Origin of the sequence: Frigidibacter sp. ROC022 (assembly GCF_024723735.1) — a bacterium.
Taxonomy (GTDB): Bacteria; Pseudomonadota; Alphaproteobacteria; order Rhodobacterales; family Rhodobacteraceae; genus SLM-1.
On record NZ_JANQDU010000005.1, the window covers coordinates 181,835 to 198,443 of the forward strand.

At 65.8% G+C, this 16,609-nt stretch carries 15 protein-coding genes and 1 tRNA gene; 8 read left to right on the forward strand and 8 right to left on the reverse strand.

Annotated elements, in window-relative coordinates; all coding sequences use genetic code 11:
- Window positions 1-9 precede the first annotated feature (9 nt).
- The 6 genes from NUW50_RS19240 to NUW50_RS19265 all read right to left on the reverse strand — a co-directional run bounded on the left by NUW50_RS19240 (window position 10) and on the right by NUW50_RS19265 (window position 5,873).
- On the reverse strand, window positions 10-1,011 hold the full coding sequence (locus tag NUW50_RS19240) for an ABC transporter ATP-binding protein (protein WP_258290796.1): 1,002 nt from the start codon (window positions 1,009-1,011) through the stop codon (window positions 10-12).
- Between the two features lie 9 nt (window positions 1,012-1,020).
- Window positions 1,021-1,851, reverse strand: a complete 831-nt coding sequence (locus NUW50_RS19245; RefSeq protein ID WP_258290797.1) for a carbohydrate ABC transporter permease — start codon at window positions 1,849-1,851, stop codon at window positions 1,021-1,023.
- A 3-nt stretch (window positions 1,852-1,854) separates the two neighbouring features.
- Window positions 1,855-2,724 carry a carbohydrate ABC transporter permease gene (locus NUW50_RS19250; RefSeq protein WP_258290798.1) on the reverse strand — a complete coding sequence of 290 codons (870 nt, stop codon included), beginning with the start codon at window positions 2,722-2,724 and terminating at the stop codon, window positions 1,855-1,857.
- 83 nt (window positions 2,725-2,807) lie between these two features.
- On the reverse strand, window positions 2,808-4,115 hold the full coding sequence (locus NUW50_RS19255; RefSeq protein ID WP_258290799.1) for an ABC transporter substrate-binding protein: 1,308 nt from the start codon (window positions 4,113-4,115) through the stop codon (window positions 2,808-2,810).
- Between the two features lie 131 nt (window positions 4,116-4,246).
- Window positions 4,247-5,200, reverse strand: coding sequence for a sugar-binding transcriptional regulator (locus tag NUW50_RS19260; protein WP_258290800.1), 954 nt, complete (start codon window positions 5,198-5,200; stop codon window positions 4,247-4,249).
- Complete coding sequence (locus NUW50_RS19265; protein ID WP_258290801.1) at window positions 5,178-5,873, reverse strand: HAD family hydrolase; 696 nt, start codon at window positions 5,871-5,873, stop codon at window positions 5,178-5,180. The genes NUW50_RS19260 and NUW50_RS19265 overlap by 23 nt, the downstream gene beginning before the upstream one ends.
- A 483-nt stretch (window positions 5,874-6,356) precedes the next feature.
- Between NUW50_RS19265 and urtA the strand changes: the two genes are divergently transcribed.
- The 5 genes from urtA (at window position 6,357) to urtE (ending at window position 12,497) form a co-directional block, all read left to right on the forward strand.
- Window positions 6,357-7,574: an urea ABC transporter substrate-binding protein gene (gene urtA / locus NUW50_RS19270; protein ID WP_258290853.1), complete on the forward strand. Its 1,218-nt coding sequence runs from the start codon at window positions 6,357-6,359 to the stop codon at window positions 7,572-7,574.
- A 73-nt stretch (window positions 7,575-7,647) separates the two neighbouring features.
- Window positions 7,648-9,612, forward strand: a complete 1,965-nt coding sequence (gene urtB / locus NUW50_RS19275) for an urea ABC transporter permease subunit UrtB (RefSeq protein WP_258290802.1) — start codon at window positions 7,648-7,650, stop codon at window positions 9,610-9,612.
- A gap of 134 nt (window positions 9,613-9,746) precedes the next feature.
- Window positions 9,747-10,970, forward strand: coding sequence for an urea ABC transporter permease subunit UrtC (gene urtC, locus NUW50_RS19280; RefSeq protein ID WP_258290803.1), 1,224 nt, complete (start codon window positions 9,747-9,749; stop codon window positions 10,968-10,970).
- 70 nt (window positions 10,971-11,040) lie between these two features.
- On the forward strand, window positions 11,041-11,784 hold the full coding sequence (gene urtD / locus NUW50_RS19285) for an urea ABC transporter ATP-binding protein UrtD (RefSeq protein ID WP_258290804.1): 744 nt from the start codon (window positions 11,041-11,043) through the stop codon (window positions 11,782-11,784).
- Window positions 11,785-11,786: 2 nt separating this feature from the next.
- On the forward strand, window positions 11,787-12,497 hold the full coding sequence (urtE, locus tag NUW50_RS19290; protein ID WP_258290805.1) for an urea ABC transporter ATP-binding subunit UrtE: 711 nt from the start codon (window positions 11,787-11,789) through the stop codon (window positions 12,495-12,497).
- 115 nt (window positions 12,498-12,612) lie between these two features.
- Here the strand turns inward: urtE and NUW50_RS19295 are convergent, their stop codons facing one another.
- Window positions 12,613-13,983, reverse strand: coding sequence for an ATP-binding protein (locus NUW50_RS19295; protein WP_258290806.1), 1,371 nt, complete (start codon window positions 13,981-13,983; stop codon window positions 12,613-12,615).
- 4 nt (window positions 13,984-13,987) lie between these two features.
- Here NUW50_RS19295 and NUW50_RS19300 point away from each other — a divergent pair, with 4 nt between their 5' ends.
- The 3 genes from NUW50_RS19300 to NUW50_RS19310 all read left to right on the forward strand — a co-directional run bounded on the left by NUW50_RS19300 (window position 13,988) and on the right by NUW50_RS19310 (window position 16,169).
- Window positions 13,988-14,914 (forward strand): MBL fold metallo-hydrolase, encoded by a 927-nt coding sequence (locus NUW50_RS19300; RefSeq protein WP_258290807.1) that lies wholly within the window; start codon window positions 13,988-13,990, stop codon window positions 14,912-14,914.
- 60 nt (window positions 14,915-14,974) lie between these two features.
- A tRNA-Asn gene (locus tag NUW50_RS19305) sits at window positions 14,975-15,049 on the forward strand.
- A 154-nt stretch (window positions 15,050-15,203) separates the two neighbouring features.
- Window positions 15,204-16,169, forward strand: a complete 966-nt coding sequence (locus NUW50_RS19310) for a DUF2726 domain-containing protein (protein WP_258290808.1) — start codon at window positions 15,204-15,206, stop codon at window positions 16,167-16,169.
- On the opposite strand, the gene NUW50_RS19315 is transcribed toward NUW50_RS19310, so the two are convergent.
- Window positions 16,160-16,600, reverse strand: a complete 441-nt coding sequence (locus tag NUW50_RS19315; protein WP_258290809.1) for a TetR/AcrR family transcriptional regulator C-terminal domain-containing protein — start codon at window positions 16,598-16,600, stop codon at window positions 16,160-16,162. The two genes, NUW50_RS19310 and NUW50_RS19315, sit on opposite strands and share 10 nt — an antisense overlap.
- Window positions 16,601-16,609 lie beyond the last annotated feature (9 nt).

Genomic DNA, 16,609 nt, shown 5'->3' on the forward strand with positions numbered 1-16,609 from the left:
GAAGCGGGCTCATCGGATCGCCTGACCACTCTCGTCGAACCTGTGCAGATGCTCGACCATCGGGGTCAGGCCGATCCTGTCGCCATGGCGGAAGGCAACCTCGCCCCCGGCCCGCACCGTCAAGGTGCCGTGCTGATCGGTCTCGACATACATGAACGTGTCCGAGCCGAGATGCTCGGCCACCGAGACCCGGCCCTGCATCATGCCGCCATCGGGGGACGGGGTCAGATGTTCGGGCCTGATGCCGATGGTATGGGCGCCTTCCCTGGCGGCGGCCTCGCCTGTGATGAAATTCATCTTGGGCGAACCGATGAAACCGGCGACGAAGATGTTGTCGGGCCTGCGATAGAGATCCAGCGGGGTGCCGACCTGCTCGATCCGGCCGGCCTGAAGGACGACGATCTTGTCGGCCATGGTCATCGCCTCGACCTGGTCATGGGTGACGTAGATCATCGTCGTTCCAAGCTGGTTGTGCAGTTCGGATATCTCCAGCCGCATGTTGACCCGCAGCGCCGCGTCGAGGTTCGACAGCGGCTCGTCGAAGAGAAAGGCCGAGGGCTCGCGCACGATGGCACGACCGATCGCGACCCGCTGGCGCTGACCGCCCGACAGTTGCCCCGGCTTCCGGTCTATGTAGGACCCGAGGTTCAGCACCTTGGCGGCGGCATCGACCTTGGCATCCTGTTCGGCCTTCGACAGGCCGGCCATCTTCAGCGGGAAGGCGATGTTCTTGCGCACCGACATGTGCGGGTAGAGCGCGTAGCTCTGGAACACCATCGCAAGGCCACGCTTGGCCGGCGGGGTGTGGCTGGCGTCCTTGCCGTCGATCAGGATCTTGCCCGAGGTGATGTCCTCGAGCCCCGCGATCAGCCGCAGCAGGGTGGACTTGCCGCAGCCCGAGGGCCCGACGAAGACCACGAACTCGCCGTCATCCACGGTCAGGTCCAGCGGCGGAATGACCTCGACATCGCCGAAGGCCTTGGTCACCTGTTGAAGCGTGATCTGTCCCATGATGACCTCTTATTTCACCGCGCCGAACGTCAGGCCGCGGACAAGTTGCTTCTGGCTGAACCAGCCAAGGATGAGGATCGGCGCGATGGCCAAAGTCGATGCCGCCGAGAGCTTGGCGAAGAACAACCCTTCGGGTGAGGAATAGCTGGCGATGAAGGCAGTCAGCGGCGCCGCGTTGGTGGTGGTCAGCCGCAGGGTCCAGAACGCCTCGTTCCAGGACAGGATGACGTTGAGCAGCAGGGTCGAGGCGATCCCCGGGATCGCCATCGGCGTCAGCACATAGCGGATCTCGTTCCAGAGCGAGGCCCCGTCCATCCGCGCCGCTTCCAGGATCTCGCCCGGGATCTCCTTGAAATAGGTGTAGAGCATCCAGATGATGATCGGCAGGTTGATCAGCGTCAGCACGATGACCAGGCCCGTGCGGGTGTCGAGCAGCCCGGTCTTGATCCCGATCAGATAGATCGGCACCAGCACCCCCGTTGCCGGCATCATCTTGGTCGAGAGCATCCACATCAGCACGTCCTTGGTGCGCTTGCCGGGGACGAAGGCCATCGCCCAGGCTGATGGGATCCCGATGATCAACCCGATCACCGTCGACCCGAGCGACAGGATGACCGAGTTCCAGAAGTGGTGGAGATAGTCCGAGCGTTGCTGGACCGTCGCATAGGCCTCGGTCGTCCAGCTCGAGGCCAGGACATGCCAGGGCGTGCCGATCGCGTCGGCCTCGGTCTTGAACGACAGCAGGACGGTCCAGAGGATCGGAAAGAAGATCACCAGTCCGACGACCCAGGCCAGAACGGTGACGGTGGCCTTCCGCTGCGGTGTGACGGCACGAGCCATGGCTCAGCTCTCCAGGTTCTTGCCGATCATCCGCATCAGGAAGATGGCAACGATATTGGCAAGGATGATTGCGATGACACCGCCGGCAGCCGCGCCGCCGACATCCTGCTGCGTGGTGGTGACGGCGATCAGATAGGGCAGGTTCATCGACTGGGTGCCGGGGCCGCCGTTGGTGGTGACCAGGATCTCGGCATAGATGCCCAGCAGGAAGATCGTCTGGATCAGGATCACCACGGTGATCGAGCGGGTCATGTGCGGCAGGATGATGTAGAAGAAGCGGGCACCAAAGCCGGCGCCGTCCATCTCCGAAGCCTCGATCTGCTCGCGGTCCAGCGATTGCAGCGCGGTCAGCAGGATCAGCGTGGCGAAGGGCAGCCAGGCCCAGGCGACGATCCCGACGATCGAGGACAGGGGATGGTGGCCTAGGAAGTCGATCGGTTGTAGCCCGACCGCTTGCGCCGCATGGGCGAAGAGCCCGTTGACCGGGTTCATGAACATGTTCTTCCAGACCAGCGCCGAGACCGTGGGCATGACGAAGAACGGTGCGATCACCAGCACCCGCACAATGCCCTGGCCCCAGAAGGGCTGGTCCAGCAGCAGCGCCAGAAGGATGCCGCCGACCACGGTGATGATCAGCACGCCGATCACCAGCACCAGCGTATTCTGGAACGCCGCCGCGAAGGCCGGATCGGTGAGGAAGTAGTAGTAGTTGTTCCAGCCGGCCCAGCCCTGACGGTCGGGATAGTTCAGGTTGTAGCGGCGGAACGAGAAGTACAGCGTCATTGCCAGCGGCACGACCATCCAGAGCAGCAGGACGATGATCGCGGGCATCGACATCCAGCGGGCTAGTCGGCGGGATTGGGCGGTGGCCATGGCTGCGCTCCGGATGACGGGAATAGGTATCGAGGGGGGCGGGGCCGGTTCACGCGGCCCCGTCCGTCTCTTGTGTCTGCGACCTAGTTGTAGCCGGCCTTGCGCATCTCGCGGGCGGTCAGGTCCTGCGCCGCCTGCAGCGCCTCGTCCGCGGTCATCGAACCGGCCAGCGCCGCCGAGAACTGCTGACCGACGGCGGTGCCGATGGCCTGGAACTCGGGGATCGCGGCGAACTGCACGCCGGTATACGGCGCCGGGTTCACCGTCGGGTTCTGCGGATCGGCCGAGTTGATGCTTTGCAGCGTCATCGCGGCAAAGGGCACCTTCTGGTACTCGGGGTTCTCGTAGAGCGAGGTACGGGTGCCCGGGGGCACATTGGCCCAGCCCTCTTTCGAGGCGACCAGCGCGGTGTATTCCTTCGAGGTCGCCCATTCGACGAATGTCTTGGCGGCGGCTTCCTTCTGGGTGCCCGCCGGAATGGCCAGCGACCAGGCCCAGAGCCAGTTGCCACGCTTGCCAAGGCCGTTGTCCGGCGCCAGGGCAAAGCCGACATGCTCGGCCACGGTGGAATCGTCGCCGGTCACGAAGGAGGCCGCCACGGTGGCGTCGATCCACATCCCGCACTTGCCCTGCTGGAACAGCGCCAGGTTCTCATTGAACCCGTTCGACGACGCACCCGGCGGACCGTAGTTCGTCATCAGGTCCAGATAGTCGGTCAGCGCCGCTTTCCACTCCGGCCCGTCGAAGGTCGGGTTCCAGTCCATGTCGAACCACTGCGCGCCATAGCTGTTCGCCATCGCCGTCAGGAAGGCCATGTTCTCGCCCCAGCCGGCCTTGCCGCGCAGGCAGATGCCGTAGATGCCGGCCTCCTTGTCGGTCATTGCGGCGGCGGCGGCCTTGATGTCATCCCAGGTCGGGGCCTCTGGCATCGAGAGCCCGGCCTTCTCCATGAGGTCCGTGCGATACATGACCATCGAGCTCTCGCCATAGAACGGCGCGGCATAGAGCTCTCCATCGACGGTCAGGCCGCCCTTGATGGCCGGCAGCAGGTCGTCGGCGTCCCATTCGGCAGGCATGTCGTTCAGCGAGACCAGCCAGCCCTGCTTGCCCCAGATCGGGACCTCGTAGGTGCCGATGGTCATCACGTCGAACTGTCCGCCCTTGGTGGCGATATCGGTGGTTACCCGCTGGCGAAGCTCATTCTCTTCGAGCGTCACCCATTTCACCTCGATGTCGGGATGCTGGGCGTTGAACTCGCCCATCAGGCTTTGCATCCGGATCATGTCGCCGTTGTTCACGGTCGCGACGGTGATCGTCTCGGCTGTCACGGCGGCGGTGGACAGGGCCACAACCGCACACGCCCCGAACAGGGCGCGAGCTGTATTCGTCATCGGTATCCTCCCAGATGCCCGACATGGGCATATACTCATTCGATGGGCATATGCTCACTCAATCGCGACATTCTGTCAACCGCATCATGCCGCAAGGCAGCAGCCGGCCCCGCTGCAACGCAGCAATCAGATCAGGAAAGAAGCGCCCGGGCGGTGGTCTCGTCGGTGATCAAGCCGTTGAGCAGGTTGCCTTTCAGCGCCGCGGCTATTGCACCCGTCTTGTCGGCCCCGGCGGCGATCCCGATGACCGAACGGCCCTCGCCCCCGGCCACCTCTACGGCGCAGACCCGCGCATTGGTGCCGCCCTCGATATAGCGGCCATCCGAATCAAAGGCGCGGGCGGCGATCTCTCCCGCCGCGCCCCGGGCCTGCATGTCCTCCAGTTCCGCGCGGGTGATGAACCCGTCCATCAACAGCGGCGCGGAATCCGACATCTGCCCGACCCCGACGAAGGTGACCTGTGCGCGCTCGGCCAGTCCCATGACCCGCTGCACCGGCTTCAACGACAGGAACAGGTCGCGGTCCTTGGCATTCTCGGCGACGACCGGGATCGGCATCGGGAAATGCGGGGCAAGAACCTTGTCGGAAATCCGGATGATGACATCGTAGTAGCTGGCCGAGCCATCGGGGGCGATGTTGCCGATCAGCGAGACGATCTTGTGCTGTTCGGCATCCAGACGGGTCAGGGATTCCACCGTCGCACGCAGCGTCCGCCCGGTGCCAAGCGCCATGGTCAGCGGTTCGGACTGGCGCAGGAAGCGTTCCATCTCGGCCGCTGCCGTCGGCGCCAGGGAAGAAACCGGATCGACGCCCGGCCCCAGGGACAGCGTGACCCGCGCCAGTTGCAGCCCGAAGCGGGCACGCAGCTGCGCCTCCAGGTCGAGACAGCCCGACACCCGGTGTTCCAGCCGGACATGGATCAACCCCTCGGCCATCGCCCGGCTGACCAGCCGCTGCGCCCGCTGCCGCGACACGCCCAGTTCCTGCGCGATCTGGTCCTGGGTCTTGCCGCCCACGTAATAGAGCCAGCCGGCCCGTGCCGCATCGTCCAGCGGAGTCGCATCAGTCTCGGGGAGCTTGGCCATTCGTCCTACCGGCAAAAATCTTCGGGGCAACCTGACCCAATTGCGCGAAGCTGGCAATGGCACGGTCGGAGCGGGCGTCTTCCGGCTCGGTCAGATCCATGCCCCGCAGGTGGCAACCGCCGGTGAACCGCCAGACTTCCATGCCCGCTGCCCGCGCCGCCCTGATGCCGTTCAGACTGTCCTCCAGCACCAGGCAGCGTCCCGGTTCGACGCCCATCCGGGATGCGGCCAGCAGGAACAGGTCCGGCGCCGGCTTGCCGTGCTTGACCTCGGCCACGGTCAACAGACGGTCGCCCACCAGCCCCGCCAGCCCGGTGATCTCCAGCGACCGCCTGGCCCGTGCCGGGCTCGACGAGGTCGCCACGCACCAGGGCAGCGTCATCCCCGCCAGCACCTCGGGCGCGCCGGGCATGACCTTCAGACGGGTCTCGAAGGCCTCCAGCAACCGGGCGCGATACTCGGCCTCGAAGCTCGGCGGAAGATCGACACCGAAGCGGCTGCGCACCTCGGCCAGGACCACCGGATAGGACCGGCCCAGGAAATGCCGGGTCACGAAACCACGGTCGATCTCGATTCCGTAGGGGATCAGCGCCTCGATCAGCATCTGGGCGCTGATGACCTCCGAGTCGATCAGCACGCCGTCGCAGTCAAAGATCACCAGTTCGGGTCGCATCGAAACCTCCGCCCCCCCGGGCACCGGACAGCGCAATAGCCCATCATTGCGACCATTGACAGGCAGAGACCGACAGGCGCGGCCGCGTTTCGCGCCCAAAAACCCGGCATGCGCGATGATTTTGCCCAATTCGCGAGCAAATGTCCGGACTCATGCCGCAACGCAGCGCCACCTCCGCACCAGATCGTTGCCAGCCAGCTCACAGGACCGTCATCTGACCTCGCCGCCCGGAACGGGAGGCTTCAGGGGAGTGCGGTGGCGACAAGTCTTGGACGGACGCCACCACCGCACGAGATGCAACTTACGCTGCGGGGGGAAGCATAGGCTATCCGGTGCCCGAAGGCACGCGCCGAAAGGCCGCAGGACCAGCCTGGCCCAATACTCCCGGCACGTTCCAGAACAGGGATTCTTCGGAACATGAAAAAACATCTGGGAACAATCGCTTGCGCGACGGCCTTGACGCTGTCGCAGGCGCTGCCGACCATGGCGCAGGACACGATCAAGGTCGGCGTCCTGCATTCGCTGTCGGGCACGATGGCGATCAGCGAAACGACGCTGAAGGACACCGTCCTGATGCTGATCGACGAGCAGAACAAGAAGGGCGGCGTGCTGGGCAAGCAGCTGGAAGCCGTCGTCGTCGACCCGGCCTCGGACTGGCCGCTGTTCGCCGAGAAGGCCCGCGAACTACTGACCGTCTCGGATGTCGACGTGATCTTCGGCTGCTGGACCTCGGTCAGCCGCAAGTCGGTGCTGCCGGTGATCGAGGAGCTCGACGGGCTGCTGTTCTACCCGGTGCAATATGAGGGCGAGGAAAGCTCGCGCAACGTCTTCTACACCGGCGCCGCACCGAACCAGCAGGCGATTCCGGCGACCGACTACTTCCTCGACGAACTGGGGGTCGAGAAATTCGCCCTGCTCGGCACCGATTACGTCTACCCGCGCACCACCAACAACATCCTCGAGGCCTACCTGATCTCGAAGGGGATCCCGAAAGAGGACATCTTCGTCAACTACACCCCCTTCGGCCATTCCGACTGGTCCAAGATCGTCGCCGACGTGGTCGCCCTGGGCGCCGACGGCAAGAAGGTCGGCGTGATCTCGACGATCAACGGCGACGCCAATATCGGCTTCTACAAGGAACTGGCCGCCGCCGGGATATCCGCCGACGACATTCCGGTTGTCGCCTTCTCGGTCGGGGAAGAGGAGCTTTCGGGTCTCGACACGTCGAACCTGGTCGGGCACCTGGCCGCCTGGAACTACTTCCAGTCCGCCGACACGCCCGAGAACGCCGCCTTCATCGCCACCTGGCATGCCTTCATCGGCGACGAGGCCCGGGTGACCAACGACCCGATGGAAGCCACCTATATCGGCTTCAACATGTGGGTGCAGGCGGTCGAGGCGGCGGGCACCACCGATGTCGATCCGGTGATCGACGCGATGGTCGGCCAGACCTATCCGAACCTGACCGGCGGCATGGCCGAGATGCTGCCGAATCACCACCTGACCAAGCCGGTGCTGATCGGCGAGATCCAGGACGACGGCCAGTTCGACATCATCTCGCAGACCGAGCCGGTCCCCGGCGACGCCTGGACCGACTATCTGCCGGAATCGGCGGTGCTGGACTCGGACTGGGTGTCGCTCAACTGCGGCATGTACAACACCGAGACCAAGACCTGCGTGCAGCTGAAGTCGAACTACTGACCCGAGGCAGACCGCAAACAGGGCGGGCCTGTCGCGGGCCCGCCCTCCCTGCCCCCACCCGGATATGCACCCCATGCTCCGTTTTCTTCTTGCGGCGGTCCTGTTCTGCGCCTCGCTGGCGGCCCCCCTTCGGGCCCAGGAGACGCTCTCGCCGATGCAGGCCCTGATGCAGGCCCATGCCGCCGAGATCACCAAGGGCTCGCGCAAGGGAATCGAACCGGCCATCACCGCCATCGCCGGATCGGGTCTGCCCGCGGCCGAAACGGTGCTCGAGGCCTGGCAGGCCAAGGAAATCTACCGGCGCAAGGACGACGGGCTGTTCTTTCGCGGCGAGGAACCCGAAAAGGGGCTGTTCCGGCTGCATGATCTGGAGAGTGGCGCGGCGGTCGGCGACTATCCCAAGGATGCCGTCGATCAGCTCAAGCCCAATTCCGGGATCCGGGCGATGATCGCGGCGGCCCTGGTCCCCTTCCAGCTGCAGTCGCCCGACCGGGTGAAGCGCGAAAATGCCCTGCAGGCGATCCAGCGCGATGCCGAGGCAAGCCATCTGGCGGCGCTGCGGGCCTCGATCGACAGCGAGACCGACGCCGGGCTGAAGGCGCTGAAAATCCGGCTGGAACGACTGCTGACCATCCGTTTCGACCCGGACGAGGCCGCGCGGATCGACGCCATCGGTTACTTCTCGGGCGATCTCTCGGTCGATGTCCGAGCCAGCCTGAACCCGCTGCTGGCCACCCGCCGCCTGGCCACCACCGAGGGGCCAGCGCCGGAGTGGAACCTGGCCGGCGAAGTCGAGGTCGGCGCCGGGGACTTTTCGCCCGCCCAGGCCTATGCGCTGCTGGTCGGGCAGGGCCTGGCCCGGCCCCGGATCTCGCCCGCCGAGTTTCGCGCCGCGCTGATCGCCCATATCGCCGATGGCAAGGTCGGCGGCGTGCCGGTGGCCGAACTCGACAGCGAGGCCGCCCGCGAACGCGCCTATGCCGCGCTGGCCGATCAGGGCCTGGTGCCCGCCACCGCCACCGCCGCCGAACTGGCACAGGCGCTCGACAGCCACCGCTTCTTCGACGTCTATGCCGAACCCGCACCCGCCGTCACCGACGCCGCCCGGGCCACGCTGCATTCGATCGAGACCAAGCTGGCACTGAACCAGTTCGCCGACCTTTCGCTCGACGCGCTCAGCCTCGCCTCGATCTATTTCCTCGCCGCCATCGGCCTTGCCATCACCTTCGGCGTCATGGGGGTGATCAACATGGCGCATGGCGAGTTCATCATGATGGGCGCCTATACCGGCTATGTGGTGCAGACTCTGATCCCGAACTACACCGTCTCGATCCTTGTCGCCCTGCCGCTGGCCTTCGCCGTCACCTTCGCCGCCGGGGTGGCGATGGAGCGCCTGGTGATCCGCTGGCTCTACAACCGCCCGCTCGAGACGTTGCTGGCCACATTCGGCATCTCCATCGCCCTGCAGCAGATCGCCAAGAACATCTTCGGCACCCAGGCCCGGCCGCTGACCTCGCCGGGCTGGCTCGACGGGGCGCTGGTGCTCAACGACGTGGTGGCGATCTCCTACATCCGCATCGCGATCTTCGTGCTGGCGCTGTTCTTTCTCGGCCTCTTCCTGTTCCTGATGAAGCGCACCCGCTTCGGGCTCGACATCCGGGCAGTGACCCAGAACCCGGCCATGGCGGCCTCGATGGGGATCAACCCCGACCGGGTCAACATGCTGACGTTCGGCCTCGGCTCGGGCATCGCCGGGATCGCCGGGGTCGCCATCGGGCTCTATGCCAAGGTGACCTCGGAACTGGGCTCCGACTACATCGTGCAGAGCTTCATGACCGTGGTCGTCGGCGGGGTCGGCAATATCTGGGGGGCGCTGTTCGGCGCCACGATGATCGGCTTCCTGCAGAAGGGGATCGAGGTCTTCAACCCCTCGAACACGCTCGCCGCCCAGACCTACATGATCATCTTCATCATCATCTTCATCCAGTTCCGGCCCCGGGGCATCATCGCCCTCAAGGGCCGTGCGGCAGGAGACTGACCCATGCTCACCGCACCAATGACCTTGCCGATTCTCGCCGCCCTTCGCCTGCGCCTCGCTCCCCATCTTTGGGTCGCAAATACTCCGGGGGGTCCGGGGGGCAGCGCCCCCCGCCCGGCCTGCGGGGGCCGGGCATGAGCTTCCTGCGGAGAAACCCGTCGGTGCCGGTCTTCCTCGGCCTGCTCTTGGTCTTCACCCTGACCGTCACCCTGATGTCCGAGGCATATGGAGGCGGGCTCTCGACCTCTTTCGTCAAGACCCTGGGCAAGACGCTGTGCCTGGCACTGGTCGCGGTGGCGATGGACCTGGTCTGGGGCTATACCGGCATTCTCAGCCTGGGCCATTTCGCCTTCTTCGGGCTCGGCGGCTACATGATCGGCATGTGGCTGATGTATGCGCGGACCGAAGCCATCGTCGTCTCTTCCATGGCCAATGCCGAGATTCCCGCCACCCCGCAGGAGATCACCGATGCGGTCGGCGCGCAGATCTTCGGGGTGGTCGGCAGTTCCGACTTTCCCGCCATCTGGCTCTTTGCCGACAGCCTGGCGATGCAGTTGGTGCTGGTGGTCGCAGTGCCGGGGCTGCTGGCGCTGGTCTTCGGCTGGCTGGCCTTCCGAAGCCGGGTGACCGGGGTCTATCTGTCGATCCTGACCCAGGCGATGACGCTGGCGCTGTCGCTCTATCTGTTCCAGAACAACTCGGGCCTGCGCGGCAACAACGGGCTGTCGGGATTGCAGAACCTGCCCGGTGCCGACGCGATCCCGCAAAGCGTGATGTCGGTTTGGTTCCTCTGGACCTCGGCCCTGGCCCTGGGGCTTGGCTACCTGCTGGCGGCCTTTGTCGTCTCGGGCAAGTTCGGCTCGGTCCTGCGCGGCATCCGTGACAACGAGGCGCGCGTGAGGTTTCTCGGATATCCCGTTGAACGATATAAGCTTTTCATCTTCACCCTGACCGCGGTCATGGCCGGGATCGCGGGCGCGCTCTACTATCCGCAGGCAGGCATCATCAACCCGGCCGAGATCGCGCCGATCGCCTCGATCTACCTGGCGGTCTGGGTCGCGATCGGCGGGCGCGGGCGGCTCTACGGCGCGGTGATCGGCGCCGGTTTCGTGTCGCTGGTCTCCACATGGTTCACCGGCGGCCGGGCGCCCGACATCGACCTCGGCTTCTACACGATCAAATGGGTCGACTGGTGGACGGTGCTGCTGGGGCTCAGCTTCGTCTGCGTCACCATCTTCGCGCCGAAGGGGATCGGCGGGCTGGTCGATCTGGCCCTGTCACGCCGGGCCCCGGACCGTCACGGCGCCGACCTGGGCCCCGATCTGGGCAGCCTGCGCGAGAAGGAGGCCGAAGAATGAGACGCCACGATCGGCAACACCGAACAACACCTGCCGACAGGCGGCGGGCTTCCGTCGAAAGGTCTCTGCCATGACCGGCGCGCTTCTCGAGGTCTCGGGTGTCTCGGTCAGCTTCGACGGCTTCCGGGCGATCAACAACCTGTCCTTCAACATCGGTCCGGCCGAGCTGCGCGCCGTCATCGGTCCGAACGGCGCCGGCAAGACCACCTTCATGGATATCGTCACCGGCAAGACCCGACCCGACGAAGGCCGGGTTCTCTGGGGCGAGAAATCCATTTCGCTGCTGCGGATGGACGAGGCCGCCATCGCCCGTGCCGGGATCGGCCGCAAGTTCCAGCGCCCCACCGTGTTCGAGGATCAGACGGTCCGGGACAACCTGCTGATGGCGCTGAAGAAGGATCGCGGCCCGCTCGCGGTTCTGTTTCAGCGCCGCAACGCCGCGGACGAGGCCCGGGTCGAGGAGCTGGCCGGCCAGATCGGCCTGGTCTCGGAGCTGTCGCGCAAATCCGGGGAACTCAGCCACGGGCAGAAGCAATGGCTGGAAATCGGCATGCTGCTGGCGCAGGACCCACGGCTTCTGCTGGTCGACGAGCCGGCGGCGGGGATGACCCCGGAAGAACGCGAACACACCACCTCGTTGCTGGTGGAAGCCGCCAGGACCCGCGCGGTGGTCGTGGTCGAACATGACATGGAGTTCGTCCGGCGGCTGAACTGCAAGGTCACGGTGCTGCACGAAGGCGCGGTGCTGGCGGAAGGGTCGCTGGACCATGTGACCGCCAACCAAGAGGTTATCGAAGTCTATCTGGGGCGCTGAGAATGCTGGATGTCCAAGGTCTTACGCTGCATTACGGCGGCTCGCAGATCCTTCACGGGGTCGATCTTCAGGCCCGTGCCGGAGAGGTCACCTGCGTGATGGGCACCAACGGGGTCGGCAAGACCTCGCTGCTCAAGGCGATCGCCGGGGTCCATCCGCGCTCCGGCGGGACGGTGACGCTGAACGGAGAATCCCTCGGCCGGCTCAGGGCCGACGAACTGGCCCGGCGCGGAGTCGGCCTGGTGCCGCAGGGCCGGATGATCTTTCCGCTGCTGACGGTGCGCGAGAACCTCGAGACCGGCTTTACCTGCCTGCCGCGCGGCGAACGCCGGGTGCCGGAAGAGATCTACGAGCTGTTCCCGGTGCTGAAGCAGATGCAGGACCGGCGCGGCGGCGACCTTTCGGGCGGGCAGCAGCAGCAGCTGGCCATCGGAAGGGCGCTGATCATCCGTCCGAAACTCTTGCTGCTGGATGAGCCGACCGAGGGCATCCAGCCCAATATCATCCAACAGATCGGCCGGGTCATCACGCTGCTCCGCGACCGCGGCGACATGGCGATCGTGCTGGTCGAGCAGTTCTTCGACTTCGCCTATGAGCTGGCCGACCGGATCAGCGTGATGACCCGCGGCCGGGTCGCCTTTGCCGGGACCAAGGCCGAGACCCCGCGGGAGGTGCTGCTGAAGGCCCTGAGCTTCGAAGGCAAGGCGGCCTGAGCGCGGCGGGCGAATGGTGCGTGCAAGCACGCACCCTACCAGAGCGCCAAGGCGGGGTGCGCCCACCCGTCGGGTGCGTGCTCGCACGCACCACGCCTTCCCCGTCCCATCCGCGCTATCGCGCCAGCACCAGCTCCACCTTCAGCCCGCCGAGCCGTTCCGACTCGCACAGCCGCAGCGCCCCGCCGTGGCGTCGGGCGATGTCGCGGGCGATGGCCAGGCCCAGTCCGACCCCAGGCCCGCGGTCCTGATTGCGCGCCTGGTCCAGCCGGATGAAGGGCTTGATCGCCTCGTCTCGCTGATCCGGCGGGATGCCCGGCCCGTCATCCTCAACCGTGATCCGCAGCGCCGTCTCGCCGACCCAGAGCGAGACCTCGGCCCGCCCGGCATAGCGCAGCGCGTTGCCGATCAGGTTGTCCAGCGCCCGCCGCACCGCCGCCGGGCGCAGATGGACCAGCAGCGGCTCGGTCGGGGCTCCCTGCCCTGCATCCGCGGCATCGGGTGTGTCGGGCGAGGGTCCGACCGCCACGAACTTCACCTTGCCGCCGCCCCGCACCGCATCCTCGACCGCCTGGCGCACCAGCGCCCCGACATCGACCTCGGCCGCATCGTCCAGCGCATCGCCGCGGGCGAAGTCCAGGAATGCGTCGAGCAGCCGCTCCATATCCGCCACGTCACGCTGCAGGGCCTCGGTCTCGGGGCCCGGTTCCAGCATCGAGAGTTCCAGCTTGAGCCGGGTCAGCGGTGTCCGCAGGTCATGGCTGACCCCCGACAGCATCAGGGTGCGCTGCTCGATCTGCCGCTCGATCCGGGCGCGCATGTCGAGAAAGGCGGTGCCCGCCAGCCGCATCTCGGTGGCGCCGGAGGGTTTGTAGGGCACGACCCGGCCCTTGCCGAAGGCATCCGCCGCCTCGGCCAGCCGCTTCACCGGGCGCAGCTGGTTGCGCAGGAAGATATAGGCGATCAGCGTCATGAGCGCCGAGGCAAAGACCATCAGAACCAGCAGCTGATGCGGGTTCGAGGCCGAGACCCGGCGCCGCGGCGCGGTGATCTGCATCGGCCCCTGTTTCGTGGCCACCACGATCCGCACTTCCTTGCTGTCGCTCAGCAGGTCCACCGCCTCGACCCCCGGCACCCGGGCCCGCAACTCGCGCGCCACAATCCGCCCCGAGAGGTCCCAGAACGCCCTGTGGTCGCCGGTCTCGGCCGCGGTCGGCAGGGTGACGTCCAGCGCCAGGGGCCCGACCAGCCGCGCCACCTCGGCCTGCCCGGCGGCCAGATTAGGCGCCACATCGACCCGGCCCACCAGATAGGACAGCTCCAGCGCCAGGGTCTCGGTCATCTGCCGGGTGATGCCCTCGTAGTGGCGCTGGATGAAGACCACCGAGACCACCAGCTGGATCGTCACCACCGGCACCAGAAGGATCATCGCCGCCCGGCCATAGAGCGAGCGCGGCGTAAAGCGTTTGAGCCAAGCGAAGAACATCCCTATGCATAGCCCGCGACGGCGGCTGGCGGAAGGTGGGCAGGCGATGGCAGGCAAGGCGCGACTCCTCGAACCCGGCGTGCGGCTGATCCTGGCGCCGAATCCCTCGCCGATGACCCATCGCGGCACCAACAGCTATCTGATCGGCGACCCTTCGGGCCCGCAGGTGGTGATCGACCCCGGCCCCGACGATCCGGGCCACATGGAAGCGATTCTTGCGGCGGCGCCGGGCGGGATCACACATATCCTCGTCACCCACGCCCATGTCGACCACACCGCGCTGGTCCCGGCGCTGAAGGCGGCAACCGGGGCCGAAGTGCTGGGCTTCGGGCCAGCGGGCGCGGGCCGGTCGGCGCGGATGCAGGCGCTGGCGGCGGCCGGGCTGGCGGGCGGCGGCGAAGGCGTGGATGCCGGCCACGCGCCGGACCGGCGGCTGGGCGATGGCGACTGGATCGAGGGGCCGGGCTGGCGGATGCAGGCGCTGCACACGCCGGGCCATTTCGCCGGGCATCTGGCGTTCCGGCTGGGCGACCGGTTGTTTTCCGGCGATCTGGCCATGGGCTGGGCCTCGACCCTGATCTCGCCACCCGACGGCGATCTGGCGGCCTTCATGGCCTCGATCGAACGTTTGCGGGGGCTGGACCTGGCCCGGCTCTACCCCGGCCATGGCGACCCGGTGGACGCCCCCGCGGAGCGGCTCGACTGGCTGCATGCCCACCGGACGGCCCGCAGCGCGGCGCTGTTGGCGGCGCTCGGCCCCGAGCCGCGCGGCATCCCCGAGCTGACCCGCACCCTCTACGCCGACACGCCACCGGCCCTGATCCCCGCCGCCGAACGCAATGTCTTCGCGCATCTGATTGATCTGGTTGACAGAAACCAGGCCGCCGCGACCCCCGACCTGAGCCCGGACGCAGGCTTCACCCGCAGGTAAAAAACACGATCTTTCCCTCTGGACGCTGCAATTTCCCCTTGCTATACGCACCCCCGGTGTTCCGGCGTAGCTCAGCGGTAGAGCAGTTGACTGTTAATCAATTGGTCGTAGGTTCGATCCCTACCGCCGGAGCCAAAACTTCTTAGGATTACAAGACTATAGGAGCCGCTTCGTAGGACGGCTTTTGTCGATTTTGCGCGTCGATGCGACAGCAACGTGACATTGGGGAGTTTCGGCGTCGAAGCGCCACTGACTGGGTCGACCTCCGCTCGGATGGTAGAAAAGCACCATGTTACGCAGGTTTAGGAACACCAGCGAGAATCGCATTCAGCAGCAAATCCGCGCGGTGATCAGGCGTCACGGCGCTGAACTGCACGAAAAGGTGCGCGTAGCTGACATCGTAGACATCGACAAACTCGACCGACGAGAACTAGGCACCTACGCATTGCAGGCCCATTTCGACTTCGTGCTGACCGATTATGACCAACGCCCCGTTGTCGCCATTGAGTTCGATGGGCCTGGGCACAATCCGTCTAACGACACGAGGAAGAATTCAATCTGCCAACAGGCCGACCTACCGTTGTTCCGCATCTATGGCTTTCAGGAGGTGCGCGAGATCAACGCCATGACACTGACGCGTTACCTGGTCGAACTGGTGTTTCACGCCCGCGTGTACCAGCAGATGAAAGCCGACGGGGATCTCGACCCAACCGAACCGTTCATGCTCAGTGCATTCATCAAGGAAGACGCAAAGAGTATCTTCGACAGCGAGTTCGATTTCGTCGCGAACGCTAACGGCAAACTGACACGCGCACTGAAACAATACGGGCTGGCCGACGACCCACTACCCCACCTGAGTATCAACCGACTGATCGTGCGGTCACCAGACGACGACCTACGCGCCTTCGTCTCAATCAACTCATCGAAGGGTCCGATCATGGGCACGGCGAGCGTGCGCATCAGCCTGCCATCCCCCGGTTTCCTAGCGGAGATCGGGAGCGTGCCGATGGAGATCGCGCAATTCGCCGACGGGATGGCTTGCGATGATCTCTACGAGAACATCCGCCTCGTCGGCACTGGCGCGGGCCACGTGGTGACATCGACGGACGAACTGCTCGTTGAAATCACAGCACTTGGTCGGCGAGGCTACACACTCGCATTCGGTAGCGGCGGTAGTCGCTCTCAAGCCGACCTGATGGCCGCGTTCACCGCGGAAAGAGGCCCCAGCCAACCCGGACATCCGCCTCAGCCATAGCGGGCGAGGAACATCTTCACCGCCTCGTCGATCGCGACCTCGGTGGTGACGAGTTCGCTCGTCGCCGGGCCGATGGCCATAACATAGGGCCAGAAGACGCATTCGAGGATCAGGCCGAAGAACTGGTGCGCGGCCAGCAGCGGATCGTCGCAGCGCAGCGCACCGGCCTGCGTGTAGGCGCGAAGGGTATTGGCAAACCCATGGACCAGCGGGCCTTTGCCAACCTCGTAGAACTCGCGCCCGATCCAGGCGGTCCGGCGCGATTCCGCAATCACGAGTCGCGTGAAATCGACCTGCTCGGCGCCCTCGACAAAGGCCATCATCCGCTCCGCGAACCCGCGCAGCATTTCCTCTGCGCCGATGGCCAGGACCGGAGCGTCCATGCCTTCCTCGCGCCCCGCGCGAAGCCGCTGCCAATGGTCGTTCAGCATGGCCCGGAA